Genomic DNA, 14,295 nt, shown 5'->3' on the forward strand with positions numbered 1-14,295 from the left:
AACCACTGCTGCCCAGCCTGCGTTGCTGCGCCGGGCGCCAAATACTTAGTAATCACACCGACGGTGAGAAGGAACTACACGCGTGGCCAACATCAAGTCGCAGGAAAAGCGCATCAAGACCAACGAGCGCCGTCGTCTGCGCAACCAGTCGGTCAAGTCGTCGCTGCGTACGGCTGTCCGCGGTCTCCGTGAGGCCATCGAGGCCGGCGAGAAGGACAAGGCGGGCGAGCTGCTGGTGTCGACCAACCGTCAGCTGGACAAGGCAGCCAGCAAGGGTGTCATCCACAAGAACCAGGCCGCCAACAAGAAGTCGGCGCTGACGCTGGCCGTCAACAAGCTCTGACAATCTCTGCCGACCCGCGCGTCGATGCTCAGGCGTCACGCGCGGGTTTTTGCGTGTCCGGGTAGCTGCTACCGACCCCGCGCCTGATCACCGCGCAGCGTCATGACGGCGCTGGTCACCGTCGCCACCCGCTTGCCGTCGACCCTGGCGATATCGCACTGGAAATGGCTGACCGTGCGGCCGGTATGCGTGGCGAATGCGGTGGCGGTCAACCGACCGCTCCACATCGGACGCAGAAACGTGGCGTGTACGTCGATGCTGGTGAACGACTCACCCGGCGAGATCGTGGTGGATTGCGCTGTCCCGATGGCCGCATCCGCCAACTCCACCAGGAACCCGCCGTGCACGGTGCCCTGTTGATTGCCGTGCAGCGACGTGTCGGCGTCCACCTCGAGCACCGCGTGTCCGACATCGACGCCGACGACCCGGAAACCGAGCAGCTGCGAGATGGCCGTCGGATAGCGCAGATGGGTGCGATCGGTCGGCGCGGCGCTGCCGTCGAGACTCCTGCGCAGATAGTCGAGGACCGGAAGTTCGCGGACGGGCTCGGACATGGGCGGCTCCCTACGTAGATGTGAGACGCGCAGAACGCTAACCATCTACATTAGGACAATCCACTCAATGTCATAGATACGCTGGGGACGTGCGGCCGGCCACCTACAAACAGATCGTCGATCGGTACGCCGGTGCGATCCGGCGCGGCGAACTCACCAGCGGCACCAAACTCCCGGCGCACCGCACCCTCGCCCGCGAGCACGGGATCGCGCTGGCGACCGCGAGCCGGGTCTATGCCGAGCTCACCGCGATGGGCCTGGTCGTCGGCGAACCGGGACGCGGCACGTTCGTCCGTGATCAAAGCGGTTACGCCGGTATCGACGCCGACCGAAGGCTGCCGTCCGATCGGCTCGCCGACCTGTCGTTCAACCAACCGCGTGCCGACGCAACGACGACGATGCTTCGCGATGCGCTGCGACACCTGTCCACGTCGGGCAATCTCGAATCGATCCTGTACCAGCAACCGGCCGGTGGCCGTCGTCACGAACGGGCAGTGGTGGCCACCCACCTCCTCGACCGCGCCATCGACGTCACGCCCGACTCGGTCTTCCTGACCAACGGGGCCCAGCAGGCACTCGATGTCGCGCTGATCACCACCACCCGCCCTGGCGATGTCATCGCCGCCGACGCGCTGACCTATCCCGGATTGAAACTGCTGGCGGCGGCGCGCGCACTGGAGATCGTGCCGATCCCCGTCCGTGACGACGGAACGGACCTGGTCGGCTTGGACAGACTGTGCGCCACGCGATCGGTCCGCGCCGCCTACCTGATGCCCACGGTGCACAATCCGCTGGGATGGACCCTGGATTCGACGCAACGGGCACACCTTGTCGAGATCGCCCGACGCCACGACACCCTGCTGATCGAGGATGGCACCTACGCCTTCCTGGACGTCGACGCCCCGGCCGCACTGCAGACCATGGCCCCGGAGCGCACGTTCTACCTGGCCGGCCTGTCCAAGAGTGTCGCGACAGGGCTGCGCTTCGGATATCTGGTCGCACCGAAGGTCTACGCCGCCGGGGTGACGAGCAGTCTTCGGGCAACCGGGTGGGGTGTTCCCAGCGTGGTGACGGCACTGGCCACCGGCTGGATCGCCGACGGGACGGTCGCCCGGCTGGAGACGGTTCGTCGAGACGATGCCCGGGCGCGGCAGGATATCGCCCGGAACGCGCTGCGCGGCCTCGCCTATCGCGCCAACCCCGCATCGATGTTCGGCTGGCTGGAGTTACCCGGCGAGGTCCGCGCGGACCTCGCCGCCGCCCACCTCGCCCGGGCAGGAATCCTGGTGTCGACAGCAGACGCGTTCGACACCACCGGCCACTGGCCGCACGCGCTGCGCCTCGCCCTCGCCACCGCGGCCCTCGACGACCTCGGTCCGGTGCTCGACACCTTGCGCACAACCGTGCTGTCGGTCCCCTGGTGACCCCGGGGCCCGCCAAGGCTCAGCCGTCGGCGGCCAACTCGGCTACTCTGCGCACGGCCCGCTCCAGAGCGAAATCCGCATCGGCCGCCGCGCCCTTGACATCGGCATTGAGCGCGGCAACGACCCGGATGGCCTCGGCCACCCGATCCCGCGACCAGCGTCGGGATTGTTTCTGCGCCTTCTGGATACGCCACGGCGGCATGCCCAGTTCACCGGCGAGCCGGTAGGGGTCTCCGGTGATGGGGCCCACGCGGGCGATGGTGTGCACCGCCTCGGCCAGCGCATCGGCGAGCACGACATGCGGTTCCCCGCTGTGCATCGCCCAGCGCAGCGCCTCGGCGGCGCCGGGAACGTCACCGGCGACCGCCTTGTCGGCGATCTCGAAGCCCTTCACATCGGCTTTGCCGCTGTGATACTGCCGGACCGCGGCGACATCGACCTGCCCGTCGGTGTCGGCGACCAGCTGGGAGCAGACCGCGGCCAGTTCGCGGATATCCGAGCCGACGGCATCGAGGATCGCCGTGACGGTGGCGTCATCGACCTTCATCTTCAGCGTCCGGAACTCACGGCGGACGAAATCGGCACGCTCGGCCGGTTTGGTGATCTTGGCGCACGGATGCACCTCGGCGCCAAGCTTTTTGAGCTGATCGGCCATCGCCTTGGCCCGACCACCGCCGGAGTGCACGACCACGAGCAGGGTGCCCGGCGGCAGGTCGGCGGCGGAGCTGAGGATCAGCGCCACCGCATCCTTGCCCGCCTCGGCAGCGGCCTCCAACACCACCACGCGTTCCTCGGCGAACAGCGAGGGACTGAGCAGTTCGGCCAACTCGCTGGTGCTCACCTCTCCGGCCCGGAGCCGGTCCACCGGGACGTCGACGGTGCCTGCCCGCTTGCGTGCCGCGCGCAGCACTTCGGCAACCGCCCGTTCGACCAGCAGTTCCTCGTCGCCGAGCACCAGATGCAATCCCTCGGTCACCCCGTGATCGTTTCATGCCGAGCCGACGATGCCGGAGACGGTCCACGCCAGCAGGCAGCACAGCCCCGCGATCGAGAGGCCGCGGCCCCACCGCCACCGCCAGGTCACGATCACCGCGATCGTGGCCGCCGCCACCAGGGCCATGCCGGGCGCACCGGCCGGGACGGGCACCGTGGCATCGGGCAGTGCGGCGATCCGCTCGGCAACGACGAGCAGCCACCAGAGCTCGGGGCCGGTGAACCGGACCAGCAGCTCTGCCACGGGTGCGCAGACCGCCGACACTGCGGCGGCCGCGGTCCCGATCAGTGTGATCGGCGGGATGACCGCGCCGACAAGCACATTGGCCACGACCGCGAAGACGCTGACATTGCCCGAGATCCCGGCGACGAGCGGGGCGGTGACCGCCTGCGCCGCCGCCGCGATGCAGACCGCATCCGCCATCGGCTTGGGCCAGCCCCAGCCGACCAACCGGCGCGACCAGCCGGGGGCGATCACCACCAGCGCGGCCGTCGCCGCCACCGAGAGCGCGAAGCCGATATCGACGGCCAGTTGCGGGGCCACCATCATCAACGCGATCACGGCCGAGGACAACACCGGGATCGCCTGCCGCCGGCGGTGCGAGACCACCGCGAACAAGCCGATGCCGCCCATCACCGCGGCACGCAACACGCTGGCCGAGGGTTCCACGACGATGACGAACGCGATGAGCACCACGAGCGCCAGCCCGGCCGCCAGCCGGGGACCCACCAGCGCCGCCGACAGCAGCGCCGCACCGCACACGATCGTGACGTTCGCGCCGGACACCGCGGTCAGATGGGTGAGACCGGCAACCTTGAACGCCGCGGCCGTGGTGGCTGTGACCGCCGAGGTATCGCCGAGCACCAGGGCGGGCAGCATCGCAGCCTGGTCGGCGGGCAGTACCCGGCGGGCCACGGCGGAGAACCGATCCCGGACGTGCCCGGCGAGGCGACGAACCGCGGGCGTCTCCCCCAGGGTGGGGCGACCTGTCGCGGTGAGTACCGCAACGGTCAGGTCGGCGCGCAGCGGGCGTCCGATCCGGGCGGTGAAGGTGGCGGGGCGACCCACGGCCAGGGCGGCGAATTCTGACACCGGCGCGAACACCACCACCATCCCCGCTGACGGCGTGCCGTCCACCTCGCGCAGGCCGGCCCGAAACATCATCCGACCGCGCCCCAATGAGCGTGGAGACTCGGTGGCGGCGATCGTCACGACCGACCGGTCCCCGTATCTCTCGGCGATCGGATGGTGGCGCACCTCGGCACTGCGCAATGCGACCACCACACCGAAAGCGGCACCCATCACCGCGACGGCGGCGACACCGGCCACACCCGCACGAACTGCACCCCTGCGGGTCAGCACGCCGGTGATGGCACAGGCCACCAGCACCACCGCACACGGCGCCAGTCCTGGCCATACGATTCCCGCGGCCGTCACCGCCCAAGCCGTCAGCGCCGCGGGGACCAGTCGCACATCGACCGGACGCTCCTGGGCATCCGCCGTGGCCATTCACGCGACCACCAGATCACGCAGCTTGTCCAGCCGGGCCGGACCGATCCCGTCCACCTCGCCGAGTTGGTCGACACTGCCGAACGGACCGTTGGCATCTCGCCACGCGATGATCGCAGCGGCGGTCACGGGCCCGACTCCCGGCAACGCGTCCAGATCCTCGGCGGTCGCGGTGTTCAGGTTCACCTGACCACCGCCCGCCGAACTCCCCGAACCTGTTGTCGCGGCGGTCGACGCCGGCCCGGGCTGACCAGACGATTCGGCCGCCGCGCGCACCGAGCTACCCATCGGCGACGGTGATCCCGGCGCCGCCGCGAGACCGACGATGATCTGCTCACCGTCGGCCACCCGTCGGGCCATGTTCAGACCGACCAGATCGGCACCGGCGAGCGCTCCCCCGGCGAGTTCCACCGCATCGGCAACCCTGCCGCCGGCCTCCAGGGTGACCAGCCCCGGCTTGTTGACCAGGCCAACGACACTGACCACGACCGGCCCCGGGGGCGCGGGCGAGGGTGAACTCGCCGTCGACACCATCTGCACCGGCGGCAGATTGGCCGCACTCACCGGGTGATCCGGACTCCGCACGACGGTGAACACCGTCACCAGCACGGCCATGACGCCGACGCCGACAAGCGCCATGACCCCGGCCCGTCCCGGATCGGCGCGCAGCGCAGCCATGCGATCGGCGAGGGTTCGCGACGCTGGTCCCTCCGGAAGCCAGCGCGCCAGCGCGGCATCGGACTGCTGATCGGCATCCTCGGGATCGACCGCATCGGCGCCGCGATCGTGGCCGGCGCCGATGCGTCGAGAGAGTCGCTGGGCCGGCGATTCGGTGTCCATGCGCCCGACGGTAGGCCGGACCGATGACCGGAACACCCGGTCACGCCGCCGGAGTCAGTGGGCTGTGGATGAAGGCGGCATTGTGGATAACCGGCGAGTGCCTGCCGTCATTGTCCGTGCGAGGCAAGCACCGCGATCTGTGGGTGCTCGGGACCGTCGACAAGCAGATAGGTCACCGCCACGCGGCCCAACTCGGCACCCTCGACATCACAGCGTACGAATGCCCCGCGGTAGAGGGCCGACGAGGCGTTCAGTTCGGTGACGGCCGCGCTGAGCAGTGTCGTGGACTGATATCGCTGGGACCGCAGCGCGTCGACCTGGCCTTCCATGACCGCGACCACCTGGTCGATGGTGGTGAGGCTGACCGCACCGGCATCGGTGGTCAGCGTGAGCGGTACCGCGTAGCAGTCCACCAGCTCGGCCATCGGCTTCGCACCGCGGACGACGGCGGCGAACACGTCCACATAGCGGTCGAACCATGCCTGCACGGTCGTGGAATCCATTGCCATAGCGAGAGTTTAGGTTGTGTCCCGACGGGAGTCGCGCCTCGACGGGCATCGAAACCGACGAAACCGGCCCGTCGCTGAACATATCGGCAATAGTGTTCACTCCATGTCTGACTCAGCGCGTGCGACCGGCGCCCTCCGCGTCATCCAATGGACCACCGGCAACATCGGGCGTCGCTCACTGCACGCCATCATCGGGCGCGACGACATGGAACTGGTGGGTGTGTACGCCCACGGTGCCGACAAGGTGGGCGTCGATGCCGCTGAACTCGCCGGCTGGCCGACCCCCTCCGGCATCAAGGCCACCAATGACATCGGCGAGCTGATCGCCCTGCGGCCTGACGCCTGCTGTTACAACCCGCTGTGGCCCGATATCGACGAATTGGTGGCCCTGCTCGAGTCGGGCATCAACGTCTGCTCCAGCGCCGGCTGGATCACCGGCGGCAAGCAGACCCCGCACGACCTCGAACGGATCAAAAAGGCCTGCGCCACCGGCAATTCCACCATCTTCGGCAGCGGCGCGCACCCCGGGATGACCAATATGGTCGGGATGGTGCTCTCCGGCTCCTGCGAACGCGTCGACGAGATCCGGATCACCGAATCGGTGGACTGCTCGACCTACGAGTCCGCCGAGACCCAGACCGCGATGGGCTTCTCACAGGATCCCGATACGCCGGGCCTGGCCGAGAGCGTGCGCCGCGAAAGCGAGGTCTTCGCCGAATCCGCCGCCATGATGGCCGACGCCATCGGTGCGAAGCTGGACCGGATGACCTTCGACGTCACCTTCACCGCCGCGACCGGCGACTCGGACCTCGGTTTCATGACGATCCCCAAGGGCACCGTCGGCAGCGTCTACGGCTACCACCGAGGTTGGGTCGGTGACCACAACGTGGTCAGCGTCGGCTTCAACTGGACCATGGGCGACCAGGTCACCCCTCCCAAACCGCTGGAGCACGGCCACGTCATCCAGGTCTTCGGGATGCCCAACATGCGCACCGTCCTGCACTGTCTGCCGCCCAAGGACTGGACCGAACCCGGCTTCATGGGGCTCGGGATGATCTACACCGCGCTGCCGGTGACCAACGCGGTGCCCGCGGTCGTGGCGGCTGCCCCCGGTATCGCCACGCTCAAGGATCTACCCCCGGTGACGGGGCGGTTCAGTCCGCGAGGCTGACGCAGGCACCGACCGCGCCGCCCCCGACATGCACGGCGAGCACCGCCCCCATATCGGTGACCGTCAGCCCCTGCAGTTGCGGTAAGCGGTCGGTCAGCGCCGCGCCCAATGCGGCGGCGGCGTCGTGATTGTCGACGTGGTGCACCGCCACGGTCGCCGGCCGCTCCCCCACCGCCGCGGCGATCGCGTCGACCATCGCGGCATGTGCCTTGGACGTGGTGCGCACCCTCTGCGCCAGCACCAGCCGGCCGTCGACGTCCAGATGCAACAGGGGCTTCAGCGACAAAGCGGTACCCAACCACGATGCACCCTTGCCGATCCGGCCGCTGCGTCGCAGATTGTCCAGGCGGTCCACCACGATGAACACGCGCCCGCGCGGGATCGCTGCTCGCGCGGCGGCCTCCACCGCGTCCAGCTGGGCGCCACCGGCCGCCGTCCGGGCCGCCGCCTGTGCAACGTAGCCGACACCCATCGCCGCCGACCGCGAATTCACCACGCGCACAGCAGAACCGAACTCGCGCGCCGCCGCGACCGCCGTGGAGAAGGTGCTCGACAGCGCCGCGGACAGATGGACGGCAACGACACCGTCACCACCGCTGTCGGCCAGCGCCTGCCGGTAGGCCTGCGCCAGTTCCGCAGGAGAGGCACCGGAGGTGGTCACGTGGTGACGTTCGTGGATGTCGTTGGGGATCTGGTCGATACCATCGCAGAGATCGCTGCCGTCGATCAGCACGTGCAGCGGCACCTGACGGATCGACCACCTTACCAACACATCCGGTTCCAGTCGCGCGGATGAGTCGGTGACCACCTGAACGGTCATGGAAGCGAGCGTTTTTCAGGTTGGTACGCGCCGGCCTCGGCGAGTGCGGTGAGCATCGACTCGGCCACCGCGGCGTGCGCCTCGAAGTTCCAGTGGATGCCGTCCGGGTTGCCCTGCCCGCTCATCACGTATTCACCGACGGCGGCTTTGAGATCGACCACCGGAACCCGGTGCTGCGCAGCCCATCCGGTGATCGCCGCGACGGTGGCATCCCGCCAGCGGTGCGACTTGCCATAGGTCTCGGCGATGTGCACCGAAGGAACTGTCGCCACCACCGGTATCCCCGGCCGGTTGAAGTCGATCGCCGACCGGGTCTGTTCCAGGTACTCGACGCTCAGATGGGGCGGAAGCGCGGGCCGGGCCACCGGCGAGAGCCGCGGCTGTAACCAGCCGTAGCCGTCCCGGGCCCACCGCCGCAGCATCGGCGGGCGCACATAACGGATCAGTTCCCGCAGCGCGGTCGGCAGCGGTGACGGTAGCGAGTCCATCCCGCAGGTCGCGAAGATCACCGCGCCTGCGCGCGGCAGCGCCGCCCACGAACGCGGGTCCTGGGTTGCCGCCCACCACACGTCTCGGCAGGTCCAGCCGATCCTGCCGATCAATTCGACGTCCCAATCCAGTTGCTCGGCAACGATATTGGGCCATATTCGCGGATCGTCGGCGGGTAGCCCGCCGGTGGGTCCGTAATAGGACAGCGAATCGCAGAAGACCAGCAGGGTCCGGCGCTGCTCAGAGGACATCATTGGCCACCTGCGCGGAGGCGTTCCAGACATCCAGGCGCCAGGTGAGCCTGCCGTCGACAGGATGTCCCGACAGCTGCGCCCAACTGGCGTTGCCCATCCCGCCGAGGACGGGCCAGTTGTCGACCGGCAGGTCCAGCAGCGCCCCGGTCAGCGCGGCGATCAGACCCCCGTGCGCCACCAGCACCACCGGTCGGTCGGAACCGTCGGCGCCCCAATCGGGTTCGGCCACCAGCAGCTCGTCGACCAGCGGTACGCTGCGGGCGGCGACATCGACCCTGCTTTCGCCGCCGTGCGGAGCCCACCGGGCATCGTCACGCCAGGCCAGCCGGGCACCGGGAGCGCGCTCGTCGACCTCGATGTGGGTCAGACCTTGCCAATCCCCGAGATGTGTCTCCCGCAACCGCTGATCGACCCGCACCGGCACCCCGGCGCGGTCCCCCAGTGCGGTCGCGGTGTCCAGCGCGCGACGTAGATCCGAGGACACGATGGCCACCGGTTGCCGTTCGGCGAGCACCTCGGCCGCCGCGGCGGCCTGCTGACGTCCGAGCTCGGTCAGGTCGGTATCGAGCTGACCCTGCATCCGGCTGCCGGCATTCCACTCGGTCTGCCCGTGGCGCAACAGGACAAGGCGACGCACCGTCACTGCGCGCCGTCCCGCGGATCACCGAGATCGACCGGGACCGTCGGGCAATCCCGCCACAGCCGCTCGAGGGCGTAGAACTCGCGCTCCTCGGTGTGCTGGACGTGCACCACGATGTCGACGTAGTCCAACAGGGTCCAGCGGCCCTCACGGGTGCCCTCGCGGCGGGCCGGCTTGTGACCGGCCGCGCGCATCTTGTCCTCGATCTCGTCGACGATCGCGTTGACCTGGCGCTCATTGGACGCCGAGGCGATCACGAAGCAATCGGTGATGACCAACTGCTCGGAGACGTCGATCACGACGACATCGTCGGCCAGCTTGTCCGAGGCGGCACGGGCCGCGATCGTGGCCATCTGTACTGCTTCTGCCGTTGCGGTCACGACCTGGCCTCCTCGGCGGTGGGTGTGTAGAGATTGCGTTTGGATACGTACTGGACCACCCCGTCGGGCACCAGGTACCAGATGGGGCGGGACTGCTGGGCGCGCAGCCTGCAGTCACTCGATGAGATCGCCAGGGCCGGGATCTCCACCAGCGACAGCGCGTCGTCGGGGAGCTCCTCCATCGCCGCGGCGATATGCTCCCCGTCGAGTTCGTAGCCGGGCCTGCTCACCCCGACGAACCGGGCAAGGGAGAACAGTTCCTCCCAGTTCTGCCAGGACAGGATCGAGGCCAGCGCGTCGGCACCGGTGATGAAGTACAGATCGGTGTCCGGATTCAGCGCCGCCAGGTCACGCAGCGTGTCCTTGGTGTAGGTGGGGCCGCCGCGGTCGATGTCGACACGACTGACCGAGAATCGCGGGTTGGCCGCGGTCGCAATCACCGTCATCAGATAGCGGTCCTCCGGCGCGGTGACCGCGCGGTCGCGCTTCTGCCAGGGCTGGCCGGTGGGAACGAACACCACCTCGTCGAGGTCGAACTGATCGGCCACCTCGCTGGCGGCCACCAGGTGCCCGTGATGCACGGGGTCGAACGTCCCGCCCATCACTCCCAACCTGCGTCGCGTGGCCACGAACAGGCAGCTTACGGGAGTGATCACCGCGGCCCGCACATGGCGAGCGTGCGCGGAGTCCGCCACCGGACCGGCGTGTCGACGAACGGACACGCACGCTCACCGGAAACGGCGGCGGATCAGACGGGGAGCAGACCGTCGATCACCGAGGCCAGCTGCTTGGCCGACCGGCACTCGTGCATGGGGATCAGGTCCTGGTAGCGCGGCACGGCCGAGTCGCCGCTGCCCCACAGGTGCCTGGGCTCGGGATTGAGCCAGTGTGCATGCCTGCTGGCGTTGACCATCCGGGTCAGCAGCTCGCTCTCGGGGTTGCGGTAGTTGTTGCGGGCGTCACCGAGGATCAGCAGCGACGAGCGCGGCGAGAGCACATTCGGGAAGTTCTGGGTGAACGAGACGAAGGCATGCCCGTAATCGGAATGCCCGTCGCGGGTGTAGACACCGGCCTCCCTGGTGATGCGCTGCACCGCGACGGCAAGGTCGGCCTCCGGACCGAACATGTGGCTGACCTCGTCGGTGGTGTCGATGAAGGCGAACACCCGCACCCGGGAGAACTGCTGGCGCAGTGCGGATACCAGCATCAAGGTGAAGTGACTGAAGCCGGCCACCGAACCGGACACATCGCAGAGCACCACCAGCTCGGGTCGGGCCGGGTGCGGTTTCTTCAACACGACATCGATCGGCACTCCGCCGGTGGACATCGATCTGCGCAGCGTCTTGCGTAAATCGATCTCACCACTGCGCGAGCGGCGGCGTTTGGCCGCCAGCCGGGTGGCCAGCGTGCGGGCCAACGGTTGCACGGTCTTGCGCATCTGGCGCAGCTGTTCGCCGGAGGCCCGCAGGAACTCGACGTTCTCGGACAGTTGCGGCACCCCGTACATCTGCACGTGGTTCCGGCCGAGCTGTTCGGCGGTACGGCGCTTGGTCTCGGCTTCCACCATGCGACGCAGCTGGGAGATGCGTTGCGCCGCCAGCGCCTTGGCGATCTCCTGCTGGGTAAGAGTCGGTTCCTCACCGTAAGGGGCCAACAACCCGGCAAGCAGCCGCCCTTCCAGATCGTCGAGGGCCATCGATTTGAGCGCCTGATACGACGAGTAGGACGGTCCGCGGCTGGAGTTGTACCGGCCGTAGGCCTCCACGATGCGGGCGATCATCGCCGTCAGCCGGTCGTCGAGGTTCTCCAGTTCGGCATCGGAGCCCAGCATGTCGACCAGCGCCTGGCGCATGCTCTCGATATCCGCCTCGGGCGGGCCGGTCGGGTCCTTGGCGTCACGCACGTCGGCGTCGGCCTCGTCGATCACCGTGCGATCGCCCAGCGCCGCGGGCCACCACAGATCGAACAACGCGTCATAGGTATCCCGGTGCTCCGGGCGGCGCAGCACCGCACACGCCAGTCCCTCGCGCAGCGCGCCGCGATCGCCGAGACCGAGCACGTTCATCACCCGGCCGGCGTCGACGGTTTCCGACGGCCCCACCGCAATACCGGACCCGCGCAGCGCCTCGACGAAATCCACCAGGTGGCCGGGGATTCCGTGCGGCGCCAACGGCTGTGGCGGGCGGGTGCGTCGGGACATCAGTTCAGCCTCAGCTCTCCCGCCGCCTTGATCTGATCGGACTGGTTCTTCAGGATGACACCGAGGGTGGCGGCGATCATCTCGTCGTCGATGGTGTCCATGCCGAGCGCCAGCACCGTGCGGCCCCAGTCGATGGTCTCGGCCACCGAGGGCAGCTTCTTGAGCTGCATGCCACGCAGCACACCGATGATGCGAACCAGTTCGGCCGCAATCGTTTCCGGCAACTCCGGGACACGGGAGAGCAGGATGCGCCGCTCCAACTCCGCGTCGGGGAAGTCGATGTGCAGAAACAGGCAGCGCCGCTTGAGCGCCTCGGAAAGTTCGCGGGTGGCGTTGGAGGTCAGCACCACCAGTGGCGCCCGCTCGGCCTTGATGGTCCCCAACTCCGGCACGGTGACCGCGAAGTCGGAGAGCACCTCCAGCAGCAGACCCTCGATCTCGATATCGGCCTTGTCGGTCTCGTCGATGAGCAGCACGGTCGGATCGGTGCGCCGGATGGCGGTCAGCAGCGGCCTGCTGAGCAGGAATTCCTCACCGAAGACATCGGTCTTGGTCTGATCCCAGTCTCCGGCGGCGGTGCCACCCGCGGTGCCCGCCTGGATGCGAAGTATCTGCTTGGCGTGGTTCCACTCGTAGAGCGCCCGGGATTCGTCGACCCCCTCGTAGCACTGCAGCCGGACCAGTTCGCTGCCGGTGGTCTGCGCGATCGCGCGGGCCAGTTCGGTCTTGCCGACGCCGGCCGGTCCCTCAACCAGCAGCGGCTTGCCGAGCCGATCGGCAAGGAACACCGCCGTGGCAGTGGCCTTGTCGGGCAGATACCCGGTCTCGGCGAGTCGCTTGGCGACATCGTCGATATCGGCGAACAGGGGCGCTGGGCGGGCGGGGACGCTCAACATGGTCTCTTTTCTGTCTGGTCCGTGTGATCAGGCCGGACGGGTCTGACCGTCACCCCAGACGATCCATTTGGTCGAAGTCAGTTCGGACAACCCCATCGGGCCGCGGGCGTGCAGCTTCTGGGTGGAGATCCCGATCTCGGCGCCGAACCCGAACTGCTCACCGTCGGTGAACGCCGTCGACGCGTTCACCATGACCGCCGCGGCGTCGACCTGCCCGGTGAAGCGTTGGGCGGCAGCCAATTCGGTGGTGACGATGGCCTCGGTGTGTCCGGTGCCATAGGTGTTGATGTGGTCGATGGCGCCATCGACACCGTCGACGATCTGCACGGCGATGTCCATCGAAAGGAACTCAGCGCGCAGTTCCTCCTCGCTGGGGTCCAGGTGCACCGTCACCCCGGCGTCCTGCAGGGCGGTGACCAGCCGGGGCACCGCGGTATCGGCGACCGCGCGGTCCACCAGCAGGGTCTCGGCGGCATTGCAGACACTGGGCCGACGGGTCTTCGCGTTGAGCAGGATTCGCTCGGCGACGTCGAGATCGGCCGCGGCGTGCACGAACACGTGGCAGTTTCCGACGCCGGTTTCGATGGTCGGCACGGTGGCATCGCGGACCACGGCATCGATCAGCCCGGCACCGCCGCGCGGGATCACCACATCGACCAGACCGCGCGCCTGGATGAGGTGGGTGACGCTCGAGCGGTCCTCACTCGGCAGTAGCGCAACGGCGTCGGCGGGCAGGCCTTCGGCGACCAAGGCCTCGCGCAGCGAACCCACCAGAGCGGCATTGGAACGCGCCGCCGACGAGCTACCGCGCAACAGCACCGCGTTACCGGACTTGAGGGTCAGACCGAAGGCGTCGACGGTGACGTTGGGCCGCCCCTCGTAGACGATGCCGACGACCCCCAGCGGTACCCGCTGCTGGCGCAGCTGCAGACCATTGGGCAGGGTGCTGCCGCGCAGCACCTCCCCGATCGGGTCGGGCAGTCCGGCCACCTGTCGCAGACCGGCGGCGATGCCGTCGACCCGCTGCGGGTTGAGGGCGAGCCGGTCCAGCATGGCCTCGGCGGTCCCGGCGGCGCGGGCGGCATCGAGGTCCTCGGCGTTGGCCGCCAGGATCACCGCGACCTGGGCAAGCAGGCTGTCGGCTGCCGTGTGCAGAGCGCGGTTCTTCTCGGCGGTGCTCAGGGTGGCCAGGCGGCGCGACGCGATGCGGGCCGCGACGGCGGCATCGTGGACCTGCTGCTTGAGATCGAGGACCTGCGCGCTCATTGAGCC

16 protein-coding genes are annotated in these 14,295 nt (G+C 68.6%); 3 read left to right on the top strand and 13 right to left on the bottom strand.

The window, feature by feature from the left end; translation table 11 throughout:
• Positions 1–82: 82 nt before the first annotated feature.
• Complete coding sequence (gene rpsT, locus PGN27_RS05995) at positions 83–343, top strand: 30S ribosomal protein S20 (RefSeq protein WP_335325342.1); 261 nt, start codon at positions 83–85, stop codon at positions 341–343.
• Between the two features lie 68 nt (positions 344–411).
• Here rpsT and PGN27_RS06000 read toward each other — a convergent pair whose 3' ends face one another.
• Positions 412–810, bottom strand: coding sequence for a PaaI family thioesterase (locus tag PGN27_RS06000; RefSeq protein ID WP_335328643.1), 399 nt, complete (start codon positions 808–810; stop codon positions 412–414).
• Positions 811–986: 176 nt separating this feature from the next.
• Here PGN27_RS06000 and PGN27_RS06005 point away from each other — a divergent pair, with 176 nt between their 5' ends.
• The gene (locus PGN27_RS06005) at positions 987–2,321 is read left to right on the top strand and encodes an aminotransferase-like domain-containing protein (protein ID WP_335325343.1); all 1,335 of its coding nucleotides are present in this window, start codon (positions 987–989) and stop codon (positions 2,319–2,321) included.
• 19 nt (positions 2,322–2,340) lie between these two features.
• Here PGN27_RS06005 and holA read toward each other — a convergent pair whose 3' ends face one another.
• The 4 genes from holA to PGN27_RS06025 form a co-directional block, all read right to left on the bottom strand.
• On the bottom strand, positions 2,341–3,297 hold the full coding sequence (gene holA / locus PGN27_RS06010; protein WP_335325344.1) for a DNA polymerase III subunit delta: 957 nt from the start codon (positions 3,295–3,297) through the stop codon (positions 2,341–2,343).
• A gap of 12 nt (positions 3,298–3,309) precedes the next feature.
• Positions 3,310–4,824, bottom strand: a complete 1,515-nt coding sequence (locus tag PGN27_RS06015) for a ComEC/Rec2 family competence protein (RefSeq protein WP_335325345.1) — start codon at positions 4,822–4,824, stop codon at positions 3,310–3,312.
• Entirely contained in the window at positions 4,825–5,664 is an 840-nt protein-coding gene (locus PGN27_RS06020) for a ComEA family DNA-binding protein (RefSeq protein ID WP_335325346.1), read from the bottom strand.
• 107 nt (positions 5,665–5,771) lie between these two features.
• A complete protein-coding gene (locus tag PGN27_RS06025) occupies positions 5,772–6,173 on the bottom strand; it encodes a DUF6841 family protein (RefSeq protein ID WP_335325347.1) in 402 nt (133 codons plus the stop codon).
• A 103-nt stretch (positions 6,174–6,276) separates the two neighbouring features.
• Between PGN27_RS06025 and PGN27_RS06030 the strand changes: the two genes are divergently transcribed.
• Positions 6,277–7,344 carry an NAD(P)H-dependent amine dehydrogenase family protein gene (locus PGN27_RS06030; RefSeq protein ID WP_335325348.1) on the top strand — a complete coding sequence of 356 codons (1,068 nt, stop codon included), beginning with the start codon at positions 6,277–6,279 and terminating at the stop codon, positions 7,342–7,344.
• Here the strand turns inward: PGN27_RS06030 and PGN27_RS06035 are convergent.
• The 8 genes from PGN27_RS06035 to PGN27_RS06070 form a co-directional block, all read right to left on the bottom strand.
• Entirely contained in the window at positions 7,328–8,164 is an 837-nt protein-coding gene (locus tag PGN27_RS06035) for a DegV family protein (protein ID WP_335325349.1), read from the bottom strand. The two genes, PGN27_RS06030 and PGN27_RS06035, sit on opposite strands and share 17 nt — an antisense overlap.
• Positions 8,161–8,904: a diglucosylglycerate octanoyltransferase gene (gene octT, locus PGN27_RS06040; protein WP_335325350.1), complete on the bottom strand. Its 744-nt coding sequence runs from the start codon at positions 8,902–8,904 to the stop codon at positions 8,161–8,163. The genes PGN27_RS06035 and octT overlap by 4 nt, the downstream gene beginning before the upstream one ends.
• A complete protein-coding gene (gene gpgP / locus PGN27_RS06045; RefSeq protein ID WP_335325351.1) occupies positions 8,894–9,550 on the bottom strand; it encodes a glucosyl-3-phosphoglycerate phosphatase in 657 nt (218 codons plus the stop codon). The genes octT and gpgP overlap by 11 nt, the downstream gene beginning before the upstream one ends.
• The gene (rsfS, locus tag PGN27_RS06050) at positions 9,547–9,927 is read right to left on the bottom strand and encodes a ribosome silencing factor (protein ID WP_335325352.1); all 381 of its coding nucleotides are present in this window, start codon (positions 9,925–9,927) and stop codon (positions 9,547–9,549) included. The genes gpgP and rsfS overlap by 4 nt, the downstream gene beginning before the upstream one ends.
• Positions 9,924–10,556, bottom strand: coding sequence for a nicotinate-nucleotide adenylyltransferase (nadD, locus tag PGN27_RS06055; RefSeq protein ID WP_335325353.1), 633 nt, complete (start codon positions 10,554–10,556; stop codon positions 9,924–9,926). Before nadD ends, rsfS begins: the two co-directional genes overlap by 4 nt.
• 119 nt (positions 10,557–10,675) lie before the next feature.
• On the bottom strand, positions 10,676–12,130 hold the full coding sequence (locus tag PGN27_RS06060) for a vWA domain-containing protein (RefSeq protein ID WP_335328644.1): 1,455 nt from the start codon (positions 12,128–12,130) through the stop codon (positions 10,676–10,678).
• Complete coding sequence (locus tag PGN27_RS06065; protein ID WP_335328645.1) at positions 12,127–13,020, bottom strand: AAA family ATPase; 894 nt, start codon at positions 13,018–13,020, stop codon at positions 12,127–12,129. Before PGN27_RS06065 ends, PGN27_RS06060 begins: the two co-directional genes overlap by 4 nt.
• 30 nt (positions 13,021–13,050) lie before the next feature.
• Entirely contained in the window at positions 13,051–14,289 is a 1,239-nt protein-coding gene (locus PGN27_RS06070) for a glutamate-5-semialdehyde dehydrogenase (protein WP_335325354.1), read from the bottom strand.
• Positions 14,290–14,295: the final 6 nt, after the last annotated feature.

It is taken from the genome of Mycolicibacterium neoaurum, from assembly GCF_036946495.1.
Classification (GTDB): domain Bacteria; phylum Actinomycetota; class Actinomycetes; order Mycobacteriales; family Mycobacteriaceae; genus Mycobacterium; species Mycobacterium neoaurum_B.